Genomic DNA, 19,193 nt, shown 5'->3' with positions numbered 1-19,193 from the left:
ATTCAAGGCTTAATCTAGAACAAGTAGAACAAGGCAAGTGAACCGTTGGTGTGCACGCCTTTATCATCTTCTTGATAGTCTCGACTTTTACTCGAGATGGACAAACTGGCTCCCCAGCCTCGATAAAAACCGGCTAAACCGACGCTGGCAGTACCTTGTAAATGCTCTACTTCGCTGGCGGTAATACCGTCATCGGGACGGTCGCCATCGATAGTAATGTCGTTGAAGCGCACTCGTCCTTCGACACCAGCAAACATGTACCAACCGGTTTTATTTCGCACGATCAAGCCTGGGTCTATAGTGGATTCATTGCTCACTTTAGCACTACCAAAGCTCTGATTTAGGCCCGTGCCCCAGCGCCACATTACACCGCCTGCTACCTCACTGCGATAGTTACCACCCAACAATCGACTAGGTACGCTAATCTCATGGGTAGTATTGCCACTCGGTTCGGATTGATACAGTTTATCGGTTCTGTGATAGCCAAGGTTTAACACCAATTGATTATCAATTTGGTTGTCCCAGCCTTGAGGATCCTCGGACTTAATGATGCTATGAACAAACTTCTGAGTCTCTTCAGCGTAGGCGTTTGGGCCTACGGTACCGAACATTAGGCTATAGGCACTCACACTTGAAGGCGAGATAGAGTAGAGCGTGGATGAAACGTAAAGGAGACCGGCATAAGGGCGTTCGTCTGGGATCGGATTGGGATCCTCAATATCTTCAGGGGTCCACATTTTCTGCCCAAGCTCGATGCTGTATTTGTGCTTTGTGGTACCCGTAGGATCGAATTTAAAGTGAGAGCCAGGAAGAGAGTCAAAAAAACTGTTGGGCTCAATACTAAATTCGCTGGAATAAACTAAGAATAACCCGTTAGAGTAATCTTTATCTGTGGTGACGATACTGTCGTTGTCTATACCGATATAGAAAGAACTATCGGAGGGCTCGGGCTCGGCAAAAGCGAAGCCTGGCGCACATGCAAAGGAGCACGCTAGTAACAAACGCGCGTTGGTTGAAAAGTGGGACATACTACTCCGTGTTTGATCTAAACATCCTGTCTCGTGGCTATGAAGCTTATTACAATTTTAGGTAATAAAAAACCCCGCCTAGGCGGGGTTTTCGTTATATCTTGCGACTCAGTCTAAAGTTTTAAAACTTATAGAGACTCAGTGAAAGTACGAGCAATAACGTCTTTCTGCTGTTCTGCAGTTAGAGAGTTGAAACGCACAGCGTAACCCGATACACGGATAGTTAGCTGAGGGTACTTCTCTGGGTTCTTAACAGCGTCTTCTAGAGTTTCGCGGTTTAGAACGTTAACGTTAAGGTGTTGACCACCTTCAATGTCAGACTCATGGTGGAAGTAACCATCCATTAGACCAGCAAGGTTAGCGCGTTGGCTGCTTTCTTCTTTACCTAGTGCGTTAGGTACGATAGAGAAAGTGTAAGAGATACCGTCTTGAGCATCAGCAAATGGTAGTTTACCTACTGAAGTTAGAGACGCTACCGCACCTTTTTCATCGCGACCGTGCATTGGGTTAGCACCAGGAGCGAAAGGAGCACCTGCTTGACGACCGTCTGGCGTGTTACCAGTCTTCTTGCCGTAAACCACGTTTGAAGTGATTGTTAGGATAGACTGAGTAGGACGAGCATTACGGTAAGTCTTAAGCTTACGGATCTTGTTCATGAATACAGAAACAATTTCACAAGCGATATCATCTACGCGAGCGTCGTTGTTACCGAATTTCGGATAGTCGCCTTCGATGTTGAAGTCGATAGCGATGCCATCTTCGTCACGAACTGGGCTTACTTTAGCGTACTTAATAGCAGCTAGTGAGTCAGCAGCAACAGATAGACCAGCAATACCACAAGCCATTGTACGAGCAACGTCACGGTCATGAAGAGCCATAAGAGCTGCTTCGTAGCTGTACTTGTCGTGTGAGTAGTGGATTGCGTTTAGTGCAGTCACGTATTGGGTAGCTAGCCAATCCATGAAGTGATCCATCTTGTCCCAAACGTCAGCGTAATCTAGCACTTCGTCAGTGATCTTAGGCATCTTAGGACCCACTTGGATCTTAAGTTTCTCATCCACACCACCGTTGATAACGTAAAGTAGTGTTTTAGCAAGGTTTGCACGAGCACCAAAGAACTGCATTTGCTTACCAACAATCATTGGAGATACACAACAAGCGATTGCGTAGTCGTCAGATTCTAGGTCAGGACGCATTAGGTCATCGTTTTCGTACTGGATAGAAGAAGTATCGATAGATACCTTCGCACAGAAACGCTTAAAGCCGTCAGGTAGTTGCTCAGACCAAAGAACAGTGATGTTCGGCTCTGGGCTTGGACCCATAGTGTATAGGCTGTTTAGGAAACGGAAGTTAGAACGAGTAACTAGCGTACGTCCGTCAAGACCCATACCACCCATTGATTCTGTTGCCCAGATTGGGTCACCAGAGAACAACTCATCGTATTCTGGAGTACGTAGGAAACGAACCATACGTAGCTTCATTACGAAGTGGTCGATCATTTCTTGAGCTTCTACTTCAGTGATTTTGCCAGCAGCAATGTCACGCTCGATGAAGATATCAAGGAAAGATGAAGTACGACCAAGAGACATAGCCGCGCCGTTTTGAGATTTAACCGCTGCTAGGTAACCGAAGTAAGTCCACTGGATAGCTTCTTGAGCAGTTTGAGCTGGCTCAGAGATATCACAGCCGTACTTAGCTGCCATTTCTTTCATTTGACCAAGTGCACGGTACTGCTCTTGCAGTTCTTCACGCAGTTGCATAGTCAATTGTAGGTCTTCACCGCCTTCCAGTTTCTCTTGAGTAGAGTGGAACTGTGCAGCTTTGTTCTTCATTAGGAAGTCAATTCCGTAAAGAGCAACGCGACGGTAATCACCGATGATACGACCACGGCCGTATGCATCTGGAAGACCAGTTAGAACACCAGACTTACGACATTTTAGGATGTCAGGAGTGTAAACATCGAAAACACCAGCGTTGTGAGTTTTACGGTATTCAGAGTAGATTTTGTTAACTTCTGGATCCAGTTCACGATCGTATGCCTTGCACGAACCCGCAACCATACGGATACCACCGTTAGGGATAAGAGCGCGCTTAAGTGGAGCTTCAGTTTGAAGACCAACGATAGTTTCAAGATCTTTGTTGATGTAACCAGCGTCGTGAGACGTGATGGTAGAGATAACAGAAGTATCGAAATCTACAGGAGCGTGGGTGCTGTTCTCTTGCTTGATGCCTTCCATAACTTTAGCCCAAAGCGCGTCAGTCGCTTCAGTACCTTCAGTTACTAGGAAAGACTCATCGCCTTCATATGGCGTGTAGTTCTTTTGAATGAAGTCACGAACGTTTACGTCGTTTTGCCAGTCACCTGCCGCAAAACCTTCCCAAGCTTTAGCAAATTGCTCTGCCATGATGTACCTACCTTATTAGTAGCAAAAACACGTGCCGTCCCACTACTCAAAATTGAGCAGCTAAGTGTCGCAAGCGACACAGCACACTTAAGATTAATAACAATATGGATAAGTTTAGTATCAACCTAATACTTATTCATATTGGTACGAACCAATCAACAAACAAGTCAATCTTCAAAAATAATTATAAGTTTTAAACTAAATTAATAAAAGCATTTTTTTGCAATCTTTGAACTCAGTTTCACTTAGTTGACATTACTCAAAAGTATTACAGATTTTTAGACGACTTTTGCCCAGTAATCAAACTCTAATTTGCAACAAAGGGTAGTGCGTTAGCACTACCCTTGAATATGCATTACAGGAACGCTTTCAAACCGTACTGTGATTCAAGCATACCTACAGCTAGCATTGCTACTAGACATACTACGAATACACCCACAGGGATAATGATTTTATCTGCGAACGATAGACGTGAAGAACGCTCTTTGTCACCGATGAGACCGTTGTTGTCCAAGAACATAGTCAGAGCCCATGCAAGAACTGGGTTAGTCACTACAGCCGCAAAGATACAGATACCTGCTGCTTGTGAGTCTTTAGTTTCTCTAACCATCTGCATACCCGCTTCTAGAAGCGGTAGGAATACACCTACAAGCAGTGCAATACGCATCACTGGAGGCCATACAGCAACATCCATTGGGAAACCAAGGATAGCAACGACAATACACATTGCGCCTAACAAGATTGCGCCGCCTGGAATAGGACGCTTAGCAATTGCAGCTGGGATCATGTACGTGCCCCAAGATGACGTGATGTTACCACCACCTACTGCAGTACCGACAATCTGACGAACCGAACACATGGTCATAGTGTCATCTACGTCCATCAATACTTTTTCAGTCTTTTTAGGGTAGTTCAATTCTTGGAAGATACGGTGACCTAGGAAGTCAGGTGACCACATTGCTACTGCAAGAATTGCAAACGGCAGAGATGCTACAAAGTGAGAAACATTTGGAAGACCCAGTTGCCAACCTTGTTCTGTGCTGCCCCACCAATAAACAGGGTTCAGGTTAGGAATACCCATTTGCGTTTCAAACGTAAGGTCAAAACCTGCACCTAAACCAAGCGCAATAATCAGGCCTGCAATAGCACAAACAGGGATAGCCAACCAGCGCATACCAATCTTAGCTAGGTAAGCGTAGATAGCGATATTAATACCCAGAACGACTAGACCAATGTAACCAAGGCTACCTGCGGCAACGTCAGCAGACTGAAGACCTACAGCCCAAGATTGGATATCACCAATCTGGCTCATGGTTCCGGTAAAGCCGAGGAAGATCAATAGACCGCCGGCGGTACCCTCTGAGGTGAGGTTAACGAGTTTCGAACCACCCTTAAAGAAGCTAAGCAATAAACCGAAGATACCTAGAAGAATAGCTAGCGCTAGAGGGTGAGCACCTGCAAGTGCAATAGAACCGATAAGAGGAATCATTGGACCGTGGTTACCGGCCAAGTTCGCTCTAGGGTTAAAGAAGCCAGAAGCAAGGATACAGAATAGCAGCGCAGGGATAAGCATCTCTACACGAGCGACTTCGATAGCAAACTCTTTGCCTAGGTTAACGTGGTCCCATGCTTGAGTTAGGCCATCAGCCCAAGACATCATTACTGCAGAGTACATTGCAATAATGCCGATAGTACCTGCTAGAGCTGGAACTAAATCTTCTAGTTCAAAGCGGAAATCACGACCAGGAAGGTTCAAACGGAAGCGGCGAGGCTTCATGATTTGTAGTTCGTGATCTAAGTAATCAGAACGGCTTGCGAATTCAGAGGCTGGTTTATGCAGTTCTGAATAGCTTTTTTCTTCAGCTTCAGACTGCTTGTTGTTGACAGCGTCGGACATAAAATCCTCGTTAACTTATAGGTAGAAATAAATCTGGGTTAATTTGACACGTTCGCGTGAATCATTTGCGACGGCATAATTTCTCATACTTATTGAAATGTAGCACGTCGTTTCCGAAATAATCTTAGGCGAAAATTTGAAAAATACTCGTCAAATTTGAATTTGTTGGCCGGAGTGTAACAAGGTCGCAACTTAGAACAATTGATCTTGATCAGTTAAAGAAAATTACTGAAATAAAAGTACATAAAGGGATCTGGGAACATAACCGCGCTAAAAGTGTGGTAATTACACTTACATTCACAAAGTTCAATTTACCTTTGCTTACATTATCAGCGCCCTTGCGCAAAATATGCTCAAAGCCACAAAGTTGTTGCTAATGTGTAAAAATATGTGGTTTTTTCATCAGTTTCATTTACATTTGTAGCCTGATAACGTGCTGTTGTTTGTGCGTTTATTCGCCAATTATAACGTTAATTGTATATATAGGCGGTAAATATGACTAAATATCCTAGAAATTCGCTGTTGTTGAACCATTGCTAATCGTTTGCGCAAATGGTACCTTTCTTTCATCAACATAGCCTGACACTAGGATTACAGGGAGAAACAAGCGCATGACGGATGTACCCGCGCTAAGAATTAATAATCTGCATAAAACCTTTGGACAGAACGAAGTACTGAAAGGCATCTCACTTGATGCACATAAAGGCGACGTCATCTCTATCATTGGCAGCTCAGGCTCAGGTAAAAGTACTTTTCTTCGCTGTATTAACCTTTTAGAGACACCTACAGCTGGTGAAATCTGGGTAAATGGCGAACTTATTGAGATGAAGAATAATCGTCTTGGTGAACCTTTCCCATCAAATGCAAAACAAGTACAACGAATTCGCTCTCGACTCGCTATGGTATTCCAAGGCTTTAACCTTTGGTCACATATGACGGTATTAGAGAACGTGATCGAAGCGCCTGTACATGTTCTTGGTGTGCCAAAAGCACAAGCTATCGAAAATGCGAAACAGATCCTGCAAAAAGTGGGACTGTACGAGCGCAAAGATTACTACCCAGGTCACCTTTCTGGTGGTCAGCAACAGCGTGCAGCAATAGCGCGTGCGTTGGCGGTAGACCCTGAAGTAATGCTATTTGACGAACCTACCTCAGCTCTGGATCCAGAGTTAGTAGGCGAAGTGCTTGGCGTTATGCGTGACCTTGCCGAAGAAGGCCGCACCATGTTGGTTGTGACACACGAAATGGCATTTGCTCGTGATGTGTCGAACCACGTTATGTTCTTGCATCAAGGTTTGGTTGAAGAGCAGGGCGATCCTGCCAAGCTATTCACTAGCCCTGAATCAGAACGCCTACAACAGTTTATTTCATCAATTTACTAAACGAAGTGCTCATAAAGCGCTCACTTAAACACAACAAAAAACACTTAAATCACAGGAGTATGGATATGAAAAAGTGGTTATTGGCTGCGACACTAGCAGCAACAGCACTTTCTGGCGTTGCACAAGCGAAAGAATGGAAACAAGTTCGCTTTGGCATTGAGGGTGCTTACCCTCCATTTAGTAAAACTGAAGCTGATGGTTCACTAAGCGGCTTTGACGTGGATATGGCTAACGCGCTGTGTGAAGAGATGCAGGTTAAGTGTGTACTGGTTGCTCAAGATTGGGACGGTATCATTCCTTCTCTACTAGCACGTAAGTACGATGCGATTATCGCTGCAATGTCTATCACTGAAGAGCGTAAGAAGCGTATCGACTTTACCGGTAAATACGCTCAAATCCCTAACAAGTTTATTGCTAAGAAAGGCGCTGACCTTGAGTTCACTAAAGCGGGTCTAGACGGCGTTAAGATCGGTGTTCAACGTGCAACTACTCACGACAAGTACCTATCTGATAACTACGACGGTCAAGTAGAGATCGTTCGTTACGGTTCTTTTGATGAAGCGTATCTTGACCTTGCAAACGGCCGTATCGCGGCAGTACTGGGTGATGCATCAGCACTAGAAGAAGGTGTTCTTAACTCTGCTGAAGGCGACCAATACGAATTCGTTGGTCCTTCTCTAACGGATCCTCAGTGGTTTGGCGAAGGCATGGGCATCGCGACTCGCAAGCAAGATAAAGAGCTAACTGCAAAACTAGACGCTGCAATCCTTGCTCTACGTGAGAAGGGTGTGTACGACGAGATTGCTGCTAAATACTTCAACTACGACGTATACGGCGAGTAAGCCTCTTAGGTAACAGCTATAGCCCGGTAATAGATCGCTATTTCCGGGCTATTTTTCACAGCCTCATCAGATGTTGTTTGGTGAACGCTTCAACGGTTTGTACTGTTGTAAACAGGCAACTGTCATCAACTAGGACGCCAACATAGCCGTAATAGTGTTGGAAGATAATTATGTTAGATTTACAGGGATATGAAGCCTCGATTCTCAGTGGAGCTTGGCTGACGTTACAGGTAGCTGTGCTATCACTGCTTTTGGCAGTAATACTCGGCATGGTGGGTGCTTTAGCTAAGCTATCTCCTTATCGTGTGGCCCGTGGTATTGCGACCCTTTACACCACCATTATTCGTGGTATCCCAGACTTAGTGCTGATGATGCTGATTTTCTTTGGTGGCCAGATCCTGCTTAATAATAGCTTGTATGGCATCAACGAATGGCTTAATGAGTACTTCACATCAAGCGATCCCAATCATGAGTGGGTTGCTTATGTTCCAGATTATATTGATGTTAGCCCTTATGTGGCGGGCATCCTTACAATAGGCTTTATCTTTGGAGCCTATATGGCGGAAACTTTCCGCGGAGCGATAATGGCGGTCGACGCTGGCGAACTAGAGGCGGGTAAAGCCTACGGTATGAGTCCAGTACTTGCCTTTAGACGCATTCTTTTACCGCAGATGATTCGACATGCACTGCCTGGCTTTGGTAACAACTGGTTGGTACTGCTAAAAACCACCGCGCTCGTTTCCATAATTGGCTTGGAAGATATGGTTCGCGTGAGTGCTATGGCGGCGGGTACGACTAAGGCACCGTTTACCTTCTACATGGCGGTATCGCTGATTTTCTTATTGTTTACTGCGGTATCCACGGGCTTGTTAAAGCTTGTTGAACGCAAATTTAGTATCCAAGCGAGGTAGGACATGGATTTTTCAATTATCCTCGACAGCTTCGACATCTATTTAGAAGGCTTATACACCACGGTATGGCTGGTAGGCTTGGCGCTGATCATCGGTTTGTGTATTGCCATTCCTTTAGCTATTGCGCGCAACAGTAAAAACTGGTTGTTCGTAGGGCCGACTTGGGCATTTATCTATTTCTTCCGCGGCACGCCTTTGTTGGTGCAGCTGTATCTGATTTATTACGGTATGGATCAATTCTACCCAGTAAAAGATACCATGTGGGAGAATGCGTGGTTCTGTGCGTTAGTCGCATTTATCCTCAATACCTCGGCGTACACCTCTGAAATCATTCGTGGCGCAATTAATGGTTTGCCTAAAGGTGAAGTAGAAGCGGCTAAGGCTTATGGCATGAGCCCATTTGCGACCTATCGCAGAATCATTTTGCCAAGTGCACTTCGCCGTGCTTTGCCTGCTTACAGTAATGAAGTGATCTTCATGCTGCATGGCTCGGCCGTTGCAGGTATTGTCACCATACTTGATTTGACCGGTGCAGCGCGTTTGGTGAACTCTCGATACTACGCGCCGTTTGAGTCTTTCCTAACGGCAGGCCTGTTCTATATGAGTTTGACCTTCATTATCTTGTTCGTATTCAAACATGCAGAGAAGCGATTCTTAGCGTATCTAAGACCATTAGAATCGAAATAGAAACACGATAAATCTAAAGCCGACTTGATGAAGATCCAGTCGGCTTTTTTGTGCTTATTATTCATGGTTTATGCATTGAGGGTTATGCGTTGGTGAACGATAAAATTTAATCATCTAGACGATAAATAATCGGATTAGTCCAGATCCTAACAATCTGTTTCAATACCGCCCAAGCAAAGAGTCAGTTCTATTCTATCTGCAAATTAGGTATATAAATGTTTGAAATCGAAGACGTAGTTGTAGCAACCAAGGGTATTGATCTTGGCCAAATGGTAGTCACAGGTTTAAGCGCGGGTGGGCATTATGTCCATGTAACCGTAGACGGTATGACATTGACATACCCAGCGCGTGACCTAAGCAAAGCATAAAATAAAAAAGGTAGCCCAATGGCTACCTTTTTACATTTCAAGTGGGCAACTATTTAAAGGTTGCCCAGATCGGAGCATGATCAGAAGGCTTCTCGATGCCACGCAGTTCGTAATCAACCTCTGATTCAATACACTTCTCAGCAAGAGAAGGCGTTGCCAATACCACATCAATACGTAGGCCTCGATTATCAGGGAAGCCCTTGGAGCGATAATCAAACCACGAAAAGCGGTCATTCACATCAGGCTGCAGTTTGCGGAACGTATCTTCAAAGCCCCAATCCATCAATGTTTTTAGCCACTCACGCTCTTCAGGTTGGAAAGAGCACTTACCCGTCTTAAGCCAGCGCTTACGATTTGGCTCGCCAATGCCTATATCCGCATCGATAGGGCTGATATTGATGTCTCCCATGACGATTAACTGCTCATCGCTGTTGTGATGATCATTTAGGTAGGTCATGAGATCTTTATAGAACTGGCGCTTATAGGGGTACTTAGTCTCGTGGGAGATATTATCGCCCTGCGGGAAGTAGCCATTAAGGATGGTCACCGGCTGGCCTTGTTCGTCTGCTACTGTCACCATGATCATGCGCTTTTGATGATCTTCATTGTCAGTAGGAAAGCCTTTTTGTACTGAGATAGGCTCTTTCTTACAAAGCATCGCCACACCGTAATGAGCCTTTTGACCATGGTGATACACCTTGTATCCCATTGCCTCGACATCTTCGATAGGGAAGGCTTCGTCGTGTACCTTGATTTCCTGCAGTCCGATAACGTCTGGCTGATGCTTATCTATGATGGCTTGCAGTTGGTGAAGTCGGGCACGAAGGCCGTTAATATTGAAACTAATTACTTTCATTATTCAATTCCATTGATTGAGCAGAGCTAGTCTTGTTGTTGTTTTTTACTGATCAGATCGCTCTTGACGATCTCAAGGGCAGAGAGGGCAGTATCGATATCTACCTCATTAGATTCAAACAGGTAGATAAGGTCTACAGCCAGCTTAATGTCATCTGGTGCATTATCTAATGGCGACTTAGGTTCACTCATTATTGATGTTGTTCCCTAAAGGTTATCTGTTTTTCTATCTTGATAATGGCGTCTTTGCAACGTTGCAGGCGCTGCTCTGCGGTGATCAGGGCTTTTTGAGCGTGGCTCTGATTAAAACCCACTGCCGTGTCTAATGCGCGCTGTCTATCTATCACCATCTCCATGAGCTGGCGCTCCCACTCTTTGTGTTTAGCAAGGTCTTGATAGATGGCGTTGATAGGCTTGCGGTAATAGCTCTTGTGTTTAGGCTCATCTTTACGAAAGTAAGCGGTGGAGAGTTCGCGCGTTATAGCGCTTATTTGTGCTAGCAATCGTTCGGATAAATACTCGGCACGCTCAGTCGTGAGTAGTCCGTGCTGTTTCTCACGGCTTATCGCTTCGTAGGTGTTAGTGGCTTCTTTTACGCAAGGCAGCAACACCTTGGCTCGGCAGTTAAACAAACTGCTATCAAACAAGGGCAGGTGATGCTCACCACGTTGCTTGTCCAGCTGTTCTGCGCTGTAGGCCATTTGCGATAGTTTTTCTTTTAGTTGTGCGAATTGACTCATCAAGATCCCTTACAGAGTGACGAACCAAGCGTCATAAGCAAGCTTAGCAGCTAGGATAGTCACCACAGTGACAAATACAGGGCGGATAAACTTAGCGCCAAATCGAATGGCCGAGTGTGCACCAAAATACGCACCCAGCATTAGACAGAAGCCCATCGTCAGACCTAATAGCCAATCGATATGTCCCAATATGGCAAAGGTAATTAATGAGGTGAAATTACTGGTGAAGTTCATTGCCTTCGCAAGACCAGATGCTAGCAGTATATTCAGGCGATAGAGCGCCATACTACTAACGGTCCAAAACGCGCCGGTTCCAGGTCCTGCCACGCCATCATAAAACCCCAGACTAAAGCCTTGCGTCACTTGCGTGATGTTGTGCTTTCTGCCCGGCTCAGGCATCAGGTTCTTATTCGCATCGGGGGTTTTATGGATGATGGTATAAAGAGCAGCCGCCAAAATAACGAGAGGGAGCACCTTTTCTAACCACTCGGTAGAAATAGAATCTACAAACAAGGTGCCACACGTTGCGCCAATCAAAGTGGCAATGAAGGTAGGCAGCCATAATCTAGGCTTAAACAGCTTTTTCTTGTAATAGGTAAAGGCCGCTGTTGAAGAGGCAAAAGAGGCAGCTAACTTATTGGTACCCAAAGCGATATGTGGAGGTAAGCCAATAGAAAGCAAAGCAGGGACAGTAAGCATCCCACCTCCGCCAGCAACCGCATCAATAAAGCCTGCTATAAAGGCAACAATGGCCAATATGAGCAGCATACTTGGTTCTATGTATTCCATTGAGTAATGAATCAGTCCTAATCGATGCGACGTTTAAAGGGTGGTAAAGAGTCTAATAGTGCCTTGCCGTAACGTTTGGTTACGATACGGCGGTCGAAGATGATAACTCTACCAGAATCTTGCTCCTTGCGCAGTAATCTCCCTACTGATTGGATCAGCTTTTTGCTCGCCTCCGGCACCGCAATTTGCATGAACGGATTGCCGCCACGGCTTTCGATGTACTCAGCGTGGGCTTCTTCTACAGGAGAGGTGGGAACCGCAAATGGGATCTTGGTAATGACCAGGTTCTCTAATAGCTCTCCAGGTAAATCAAGGCCCTCAGAAAAGCTGCCGGTACCAAACAAGATGCTGGTTTTTCCTTTCTTTACGGCGGTTTTATGATTTTTTATGATTTCAATACGAGAACTATCGCCCTGAACCTGCAACTGCCAACCCTTTTTGGTGAGTTCTTTTTGCATTGCCTCCGCGACTTGGTTCATTTGCCAGTAAGAGGCAAATAACACGAGATTTGCCTTATCAGGCACCAGCCAATTAATCAGCTCTTCACTGAGGTATTCGGTGAATTGTGGCGCTTGTGGCTCATACTTTGCTTTAGGCACAATCAATTCGGCATTGTTCTGGTAGTCAAAGGGCGAGGCGAGGGCTAAAAACTGCGTTCCTTCCTCTTTATCGTAGCTAACACCACTTTGCTGGCAGAAAAACTGGAACGAATTGAGTGCTCTTAGTGTGGCTGAGGTTAATACCGCGCCAACACACTTGCTCCAAAGCTTCTGATCAAGAGACCAGCCCACCTCCAAAGGTGAAACACTGACGATGAAATCGAGCTCTCGTTCTGGGTTGGTTTCAATCCAACGGGCCAGCGGAGCGCCTTTGTCTCGTGACGGCTCAGCCATTAGCTGCCAAACCTTGGCAAGGTTTTCTAGACGTTGCAAAAAGAAGCCTGCTTCGGCAAGCGCTGGCTCGGCTAAGCGAGGGGATACCTCACCGTCTTTAACGCGTTCACTAATAAGGTCGGTGATCTTAGCCAGAGCTTGTGCGGCCTTATTACAGACGGTTTTTAGCTCTTTACTTTGCTCTACTAGCCAATGGGGCAGTTCGCCATGCTCAAATCTCAATCGATTTTCTTTAAAACCGGCCGGATCTAGCTGACGCGCAACGTTGTTGAGGCTTGGAATGATCTCTGCGATAGAGTTTTGCAGCTCAGTAAGAAAGCGATCGACTCTTTTCGCATCACCAAGAGAGGATATCTTGCTACTGCTTTTGTTTAGGGTTTCTAGCCATGCCGCCGCGCCTTTTAAGCTCGCTGAAGCGGAGGAGTGATCTCGGGCAACCTTAGGGAGATGGTGCGCCTCATCGAATACATAGATGGTATTTTCCGGCTCGGAAAGAATAACCCCACCACCCAAGTCCAAGTCGGCCATAACCAAACTATGGTTGGCAATAACCACATCGGCTTTATCGAGCTCAGAGCGTGCTTTCTGAAAAGGGCAGTCTCTGTGTGCAGGGAGTCCGTTATTGCAGCTGTGCTTATCACTGACAATGCTTTGCCAAACCGCATCTTTTATCGGCTTGGGCCAAGAGTCTCTATCACCATCCCATTTGTTCTCAGACAGCGCCTTGTACATTCTCTCCAACAAATCGATATCTGATTTGTTCGGCTTGGTTTCGAACATGGCTAATTGCGTCTCATCCGCGCCGGATGCCGCCGCGAGCTTCTCAGCGCAGCAATAGCGTTGTCTGCCTTTGGCCAATATAAAAGAGAACTCGAAATCCACTAGGCGACGATAAAGGGGAAGGTCTTTATTAATCAGCTGTTCTTGCAGAGCAACGGTAGCGGTAGAGATCACCACCTTGCGACTACTAAACTTTGCCACTGGAATAGCGGCCATCAAATAGGCTAATGACTTACCAATGCCAGTTCCGGCTTCAGCCACTATGAGGCGATTCGACTTGTGATAATCACCACATAAGGTCTTGGTTATCTCTGCTACAAGGTAATTTTGCGCGCGACGAGGGATAAAGTTATCCAGCTGATCATGCAGGTTTTTATAGCTGTGGCGAATCGCTTCTTGGATTTTTCTATTCATTTCTTTTCAAACAGTTAGATGCTTTGGCCATGATAACACACCTCTAAAGCACAAAGAGTTCCCCTCAAAATGTTATTTATCGAATATTTTTCGTGATCAATATCTCATAAATGTCATTAGGCTACCTAAGCTACTGAAACTTCTATATGAATCCATTGTCGCGCCATCTTGGTAGATAATTTTATAAGTGCTTTTAGATTTTGTTATGTCAATAAATTAAACCCTGAATGTAAAAGTAAAAGCAGTGGTTAATTCTGTAGAATTATTATTTTGCAAAATTGTTAAGTGGTGGTGAATTGGCTGTAAAAACTGTGAGCTATGTATTTGCACTGCTTTAAATAGTTGTTTTTTAAGGTTTTTTATATTTTCATTTGTAATTTTTAGGGTGTTTGACACTGCTTTAGAAAAATTGCAATGTATCACCAACTTCAGGAGAACGTAGATGTAGAAGCATTTTCGCCTGATGATTATAAAAATAAAATTATTTCAAGAGCCGCATAGGGTTCGAGTTAAAAGAAAAGGACGTAAATTAACATGAAAAAGACACTATTAGCGCTAGCAGTAGCATCTGTAGCTGCAACTTCTGTAAACGCAGCAGAAATCTACAAGTCAGACGACGGTTCAGTAGACTTTTACGGTCAACTACGTCAAGAACTTAAATTTCTAGACGGTAACGACCACGACGCAACATTGAGCTCTGGTTCTTCTCGTACAGGTGTTAAGGGTCAATACGCAATCACAGATAGCGTAGATGTAGTAGGCCTTGTTGAGCTAGGCATTCGCGACAACACTGACGTTAACGTACGTCAGCACTATGTTGGTTTCGCTGGTGACTTCGGTACAATCAAATTTGGTAAGCAGTGGACTACTTCGGATGACGTGTACGGCGCTGATTACTCTTACTTCTTCGGTGGTTCAGCACTACGTTACTCAACTCTTAACGGTGCTCAACACGAATCTCAAATCAAATACAATATCGACTTCGATAGCTTCTGGGTTAAAGCAGGTTGGGGTCTAAACGATTCTGATTCTGAAAACGATCTATACGAACTTTTCGTTGGTGGTAATGTTGGTGACCTAGCTCTACACGCAGGTGCTGGTTATACTGGTGAGACAGCAGGTACTGCTACTAACGGTTTTGAGCTAGAAAACACTTACGCTGAATTTACTGCAGAGTACGGTCTTGGTGATCACCTAATTGGTTTCACTTACTACTGGGCTGAACTAGCAAATCAAAATGGTTCAGAGAAAATTGACGAAAGTGGTATCTCTCTAGCTGGTATCTTCCAACTAGCTGAAAAAACAGCACTTTACGGTGGTTACGAATTCACAATGCAAGATGCGAGTGGCTTCGCCTTTGGTAACGGTGATGATGACGGTACTCTTGTCTACGTAGGCGTTGAGCACAAGTTTAATTCTTGGGCACGCGTATACGGTGAATACGGTTACGGTGACGGTACTACTCTAGGTTACAACAACCAAGGTTCTGACTCTCAAATTGATCCAACTTTCGCAGACGGCGAAAGCAACTTCGCAGTTGGTGCACGTTTCTACTGGTAATCACTAGTAAAACATAAGTACTTCAATGCCCAGCCTCAGTGCTGGGCATTTTTATTTTCAAAGCCGCTAAATTCCCATCTAAAAGCAATTTTTATCTTTTTTTATCTACGCGTAACCTCCATTAATACAGCCACTTGAGATTCAATTCACTGCCCCAGAACATTAAACCAAATGCCTATAATGAGCCTGTTGGTTAATGCCGTGAAGCACTAGCGCAATCGTTTGTTTTTTATGTTAAAATCGCCTAGAAATGACGCGAGTCAAATCTATCAAAAACAGAAGCTGTCAACAGCTCTAATGAAAAACAGGATTTCCCCAAAATGTCACAATTAAAAGTTTGGTTTACAGTTTCCGAAGCTGAAGGACTAGTAAAAAGCGGAGGCTTGGCTGACGTTGGTAAGGCGTTGCCTAAAGCACTACAAAACCTTGGCACTAACATTGCGATTGCAATCCCTGGCTATACAAAGTTACCTAACTTTGAACAGAGCCCAGTTGTGCTTTCTACTACGCTAGAGCACTTTCCACATACTCCGTACCAAGTTCGTAAGTTAGAGCTTGATGGCGTACCAGTATACGCATTTGAGTGTGCACAGTATTTCGACCGTCCAGAGCTTTATGCTGAGCGTAACCAAGCGTACGCGGACAACGGTGAGCGCTTTGCGTTCTTCGCTGCAGCAAGCCTAGACGCACTGCCGAAGCTTAACTTCAAGCCTGACGTGGTTCACGCGAATGATTGGCACACCGGCTTAGTGCCTTTCTTGTTGAAGACACGCTTTGCGAACAACGATTTCTATAAAGGCATCAAGAGCGCACTGACTATTCACAATGCATTGTTTAAGGGTATCTACCCATACAATGAAGTGAGCATCATCCCAGAACTAAAGCAAGTTGAAGCAAGCACGGTGAACTACGGTCACGATTGCATCAGCATGCTTCGTGCAGGTATCCAATACGCTGACAAGCTAAATGCCGTGAGCCCGAACTACGCAGAAGAACTGAAGACCCCACTAGGTTCTCATGGCCTAGTGAACGACTTCGTCTCTCGCTCTGCCGATTTTTCTGGCATCGTTAATGGCTGTGATTACAGCGAATGGGATCCAGCAACAGATAAGTACCTAGTGAAGAAGTTCAAGCCGACTAAGGCGAGCTTTAAAGCGGGCAAGTCAGCTAACAAAACAGCGCTTCAACAGGAGTTCAATCTTCCTGTGGCTAAGCTACCTATGTTCGGCATGGTGTGTCGTTTGACTCATCAAAAAGGTTTCCACTACATTCTGCCTATCCTAGATCGCTTCTTGAAGAACGATGTACAACTAGTGATCATCGGTACTGGCGATCCTGATATTGCCGCGCAGCTGCGTGAAGTATCAGAGCAGTACGGCGACAAGTTTGCTTTTGTAGAAGCATATGACAACCGTCTAGCTCACCTTGTGGAAGCAGGCTCAGATTTCTTCCTAATGCCTTCAGAATTTGAAGCATGTGGCTTGAACCAGCTTTACTCTATGGCTTACGGCACACTGCCAATCGTTCGCGATGTAGGTGGCCTGAAGGATACCGTGAATGATTACGATACTGACCCAAGCGTTGGTACCGGCTTCTCATTCCACGACCCAGTCCCAGACGAGCTATTGGTTTGCATGCAGCGCGCGTTGATCTTATACCTTCAACAACCAACAGAGTTCGCTGAAGTGCAACTACGCGCCATGAAGCAAGACTTCGGCTGGGACGTAGCGGCAGAGAAATACCTAGAGATGTTTAGAAGCTCTTTGTAGGTTAAGTAAGCGGTCCAAAGTTGAATTAGACAAATACGTCATCCTAGAATTTACGAAGTAAATATCTAGGAACTTGGGGAGTGCCATAGCCGAGTATCGGCACTCTCTAAGGTCCTGACTTTCGTCAGGATGACATTTATCTGCTTCCACTGTGTGCATGCTAAGAGTTAGCTGGAATGACAATTTCCATTGTGCTAATAGATTTAATATAACGCATTCGTCATCCTAGAAAGTTCGGAGAACTTATCTAGGATCTTGGGGAGTGCAATAAGCTATAGGCACTCTCTAAGGTCCTGAATCGAGTTCAGGATGACATTTGTTTGCTTTAGCTCAGTGCACGCTAAGATCCTGATTTTCATCAGGATGACGGGCATAAAAAAAGCTTGAATCTTACGATTCAAGCTTTTTTATTATCTACTGATAGCTGATAGCTGATAGCTGATAGCTTACAGCTTATCCGTCAACTCAATTGCTTGACCAATATAGTTCGCTGGAGTCATTTCTTTCAGGCGAGCTTTCTCGTCTTCTGGAAGTTCTAGGCCGTCGATGAAGTTACGCATTGCTTCGCCGTCTACGCGTTTGCCGCGTGTTAGCTCTTTTAGCTTCTCGTATGGCTTCTCGATGCCGTAGCGACGCATGACTGTTTGTACTGGCTCTGCTAATACTTCCCAGTTCTTATCTAGTTCAGCAAGTAGCGCTTCACGGTTTACTTCTAGCTTGCTAATACCTTTCAGAGTCGAAGTATAAGCAATGATTGCGTAGCCTACGCCAACACCTAGGTTACGAAGAACCGTAGAGTCAGTTAGGTCGCGCTGCCAGCGAGAGATAGGCAGTTTTTGTGCTAGGTGGCCGAATACAGCGTTAGCAAGACCTAGGTTACCTTCCGAGTTTTCAAAGTCGATTGGGTTAACCTTGTGCGGCATGGTTGAAGAACCAATTTCGCCAGCGATAGTCTTTTGCTTGAAGTGACCCAGTGCGATGTAACCCCAGATATCACGATCGAAATCGATCAAGATAGTGTTGAAACGTGCAACCGCATCAAATAGCTCAGCGATGTAATCGTGTGGTTCGATTTGAGTCGTGTATGGGTTCCAAGTTACGCCAAGAGACTCAGTGATGAACTCTTCTGCGAATTGGTGCCAGTTTACTTCAGGGTAAGCGGATAGGTGAGCGTTATAGTTACCTACTGCGCCGTTCACTTTACCTAGAATCTCAACAGCTTCGATCTGCTTGTATTGACGCTCCATACGGTACGCCACGTTTGCCATTTCTTTACCCATAGTCGATGGGGAAGCTGGCTGGCCGTGTGTACGAGATAGCAGTGGAATGTCACGATATTCAACAGCAAGTGCTTTTAGAGCATCAATGATGTTCTTGATTTCAGGAAGAATCACAGTCTCACGCGCTTCTTTAAGCATTAGTGCGTGAGAGGTGTTGTTGATGTCTTCTGAAGTACATGCAAAGTGGATGAACTCGTTAACCGCGTGAAGCTCTGGTACGCCAGCAACTTTCTCTTTTAGGAAGTACTCAACCGCTTTTACGTCGTGGTTAGTCGTGCGCTCAATGTCCTTGATGCGTTGTGCGTCTTCTTCGCTGAAGTTAGCCGCTACGTTATCAAGAAATTGGTTTGCTTCAGCGCTAAACGCTGGTACTTCTGCGATTGCATCTGTTGCTGCAAGCTTTTGTAGCCAGCGGATTTCAACGATAGTACGGTACTTTAGGAGGCCATACTCACTAAAGATGCTACGTAGTGCAGTGGTTTTGCTACCGTAACGGCCGTCTACTGGTGAAACAGCAGTCAATGCTGACAGTTCCATGTTGTTCTCCCGAGTTGAGTTTCTTAAATTTTGTGAGGTTTATACCAGTAACAAAG

16 protein-coding genes are annotated in these 19,193 nt (G+C 45.1%); 7 read left to right on the top strand and 9 right to left on the bottom strand.

Annotated features, from left to right (window positions below; genetic code table 11):
- Positions 1-14: 14 nt before the first annotated feature.
- The 3 genes from OCU35_RS08195 to OCU35_RS08185 all read right to left on the bottom strand — a co-directional run bounded on the left by OCU35_RS08195 (position 15) and on the right by OCU35_RS08185 (position 5,330).
- Entirely contained in the window at positions 15-1,028 is a 1,014-nt protein-coding gene (locus OCU35_RS08195) for a lipid A deacylase LpxR family protein (protein WP_261825144.1), read from the bottom strand.
- Between the two features lie 128 nt (positions 1,029-1,156).
- Entirely contained in the window at positions 1,157-3,433 is a 2,277-nt protein-coding gene (gene pflB, locus OCU35_RS08190) for a formate C-acetyltransferase (RefSeq protein ID WP_065209722.1), read from the bottom strand.
- A 355-nt stretch (positions 3,434-3,788) separates the two neighbouring features.
- Positions 3,789-5,330 (bottom strand): DUF3360 family protein, encoded by a 1,542-nt coding sequence (locus OCU35_RS08185; RefSeq protein WP_017030878.1) that lies wholly within the window; start codon positions 5,328-5,330, stop codon positions 3,789-3,791.
- A gap of 611 nt (positions 5,331-5,941) precedes the next feature.
- Here OCU35_RS08185 and OCU35_RS08180 point away from each other — a divergent pair.
- The 5 genes from OCU35_RS08180 (at position 5,942) to OCU35_RS08160 (ending at position 9,520) form a co-directional block, all read left to right on the top strand.
- On the top strand, positions 5,942-6,712 hold the full coding sequence (locus OCU35_RS08180; RefSeq protein ID WP_017030367.1) for an ABC transporter ATP-binding protein: 771 nt from the start codon (positions 5,942-5,944) through the stop codon (positions 6,710-6,712).
- A 65-nt stretch (positions 6,713-6,777) separates the two neighbouring features.
- Positions 6,778-7,554: an ABC transporter substrate-binding protein gene (locus OCU35_RS08175; protein ID WP_017030366.1), complete on the top strand. Its 777-nt coding sequence runs from the start codon at positions 6,778-6,780 to the stop codon at positions 7,552-7,554.
- Between the two features lie 170 nt (positions 7,555-7,724).
- The gene (locus OCU35_RS08170; protein ID WP_017030876.1) at positions 7,725-8,465 is read left to right on the top strand and encodes an ABC transporter permease; all 741 of its coding nucleotides are present in this window, start codon (positions 7,725-7,727) and stop codon (positions 8,463-8,465) included.
- 3 nt (positions 8,466-8,468) lie between these two features.
- Positions 8,469-9,152, top strand: coding sequence for an ABC transporter permease (locus OCU35_RS08165; RefSeq protein ID WP_102555289.1), 684 nt, complete (start codon positions 8,469-8,471; stop codon positions 9,150-9,152).
- 215 nt (positions 9,153-9,367) lie between these two features.
- A complete protein-coding gene (locus OCU35_RS08160) occupies positions 9,368-9,520 on the top strand; it encodes a hypothetical protein (RefSeq protein WP_017030874.1) in 153 nt (50 codons plus the stop codon).
- A gap of 49 nt (positions 9,521-9,569) precedes the next feature.
- On the opposite strand, the gene xthA is transcribed toward OCU35_RS08160, so the two are convergent.
- The 5 genes from xthA to dinG are packed head-to-tail and all read right to left on the bottom strand — an operon-like array spanning position 9,570 to position 13,991.
- Positions 9,570-10,376: an exodeoxyribonuclease III gene (gene xthA, locus OCU35_RS08155; protein WP_261825143.1), complete on the bottom strand. Its 807-nt coding sequence runs from the start codon at positions 10,374-10,376 to the stop codon at positions 9,570-9,572.
- 26 nt (positions 10,377-10,402) lie between these two features.
- Positions 10,403-10,567, bottom strand: coding sequence for a pleiotropic regulatory protein RsmS (gene rsmS / locus OCU35_RS08150; protein WP_017030361.1), 165 nt, complete (start codon positions 10,565-10,567; stop codon positions 10,403-10,405).
- Positions 10,567-11,115, bottom strand: a complete 549-nt coding sequence (locus tag OCU35_RS08145; protein ID WP_065598426.1) for a primosomal replication protein — start codon at positions 11,113-11,115, stop codon at positions 10,567-10,569. The genes rsmS and OCU35_RS08145 overlap by 1 nt, the downstream gene beginning before the upstream one ends.
- 9 nt (positions 11,116-11,124) lie before the next feature.
- Positions 11,125-11,904 (bottom strand): sulfite exporter TauE/SafE family protein, encoded by a 780-nt coding sequence (locus OCU35_RS08140; RefSeq protein ID WP_026012825.1) that lies wholly within the window; start codon positions 11,902-11,904, stop codon positions 11,125-11,127.
- 17 nt (positions 11,905-11,921) lie between these two features.
- Positions 11,922-13,991 carry an ATP-dependent DNA helicase DinG gene (dinG, locus tag OCU35_RS08135; protein ID WP_261825142.1) on the bottom strand — a complete coding sequence of 690 codons (2,070 nt, stop codon included), beginning with the start codon at positions 13,989-13,991 and terminating at the stop codon, positions 11,922-11,924.
- A gap of 534 nt (positions 13,992-14,525) precedes the next feature.
- Here dinG and OCU35_RS08130 point away from each other — a divergent pair.
- Entirely contained in the window at positions 14,526-15,551 is a 1,026-nt protein-coding gene (locus tag OCU35_RS08130) for a porin (protein WP_261825141.1), read from the top strand.
- A gap of 320 nt (positions 15,552-15,871) precedes the next feature.
- A complete protein-coding gene (gene glgA, locus OCU35_RS08125; RefSeq protein WP_102430486.1) occupies positions 15,872-17,320 on the top strand; it encodes a glycogen synthase GlgA in 1,449 nt (482 codons plus the stop codon).
- Positions 17,321-17,766: 446 nt separating this feature from the next.
- Here the strand turns inward: glgA and purB are convergent, their stop codons facing one another.
- On the bottom strand, positions 17,767-19,137 hold the full coding sequence (gene purB, locus OCU35_RS08120) for an adenylosuccinate lyase (RefSeq protein WP_017030866.1): 1,371 nt from the start codon (positions 19,135-19,137) through the stop codon (positions 17,767-17,769).
- Positions 19,138-19,193 lie beyond the last annotated feature (56 nt).

It is taken from the genome of Vibrio breoganii, assembly GCF_024346795.1.
GTDB classification, from domain to species: Bacteria; Pseudomonadota; Gammaproteobacteria; order Enterobacterales; family Vibrionaceae; genus Vibrio; species Vibrio breoganii.
Note: the sequence above shows the minus strand (reverse complement) of the source record. Positions and strands in the feature narration are given on the sequence as shown.

Bases quoted from the DNA above. Each gene is read 5' to 3' on its own strand.
- OCU35_RS08140 (WP_026012825.1), bottom strand. From the start codon at position 11,904: ATGGAATACATAGAACCAAGTATGCTGCTCATATTGGCCATTGTTGCC.
- pflB (WP_065209722.1), bottom strand. From the start codon at position 3,433: ATGGCAGAGCAATTTGCTAAAGCTTGGGAAGGTTTTGCGGCAGGTGAC.
- dinG (WP_261825142.1), bottom strand. From the start codon at position 13,991: ATGAATAGAAAAATCCAAGAAGCGATTCGCCACAGCTATAAAAACCTG.
- xthA (WP_261825143.1), bottom strand. From the start codon at position 10,376: ATGAAAGTAATTAGTTTCAATATTAACGGCCTTCGTGCCCGACTTCAC.
- OCU35_RS08170 (WP_017030876.1), top strand. From the start codon at position 7,725: ATGTTAGATTTACAGGGATATGAAGCCTCGATTCTCAGTGGAGCTTGG.
- glgA (WP_102430486.1), top strand. From the start codon at position 15,872: ATGTCACAATTAAAAGTTTGGTTTACAGTTTCCGAAGCTGAAGGACTA.
- OCU35_RS08160 (WP_017030874.1), top strand. From the start codon at position 9,368: ATGTTTGAAATCGAAGACGTAGTTGTAGCAACCAAGGGTATTGATCTT.
- rsmS (WP_017030361.1), bottom strand. From the start codon at position 10,567: ATGAGTGAACCTAAGTCGCCATTAGATAATGCACCAGATGACATTAAG.
- OCU35_RS08185 (WP_017030878.1), bottom strand. From the start codon at position 5,330: ATGTCCGACGCTGTCAACAACAAGCAGTCTGAAGCTGAAGAAAAAAGC.
- OCU35_RS08175 (WP_017030366.1), top strand. From the start codon at position 6,778: ATGAAAAAGTGGTTATTGGCTGCGACACTAGCAGCAACAGCACTTTCT.
- OCU35_RS08195 (WP_261825144.1), bottom strand. From the start codon at position 1,028: ATGTCCCACTTTTCAACCAACGCGCGTTTGTTACTAGCGTGCTCCTTT.
- OCU35_RS08180 (WP_017030367.1), top strand. From the start codon at position 5,942: ATGACGGATGTACCCGCGCTAAGAATTAATAATCTGCATAAAACCTTT.
- OCU35_RS08130 (WP_261825141.1), top strand. From the start codon at position 14,526: ATGAAAAAGACACTATTAGCGCTAGCAGTAGCATCTGTAGCTGCAACT.
- OCU35_RS08145 (WP_065598426.1), bottom strand. From the start codon at position 11,115: ATGAGTCAATTCGCACAACTAAAAGAAAAACTATCGCAAATGGCCTAC.
- OCU35_RS08165 (WP_102555289.1), top strand. From the start codon at position 8,469: ATGGATTTTTCAATTATCCTCGACAGCTTCGACATCTATTTAGAAGGC.
- purB (WP_017030866.1), bottom strand. From the start codon at position 19,137: ATGGAACTGTCAGCATTGACTGCTGTTTCACCAGTAGACGGCCGTTAC.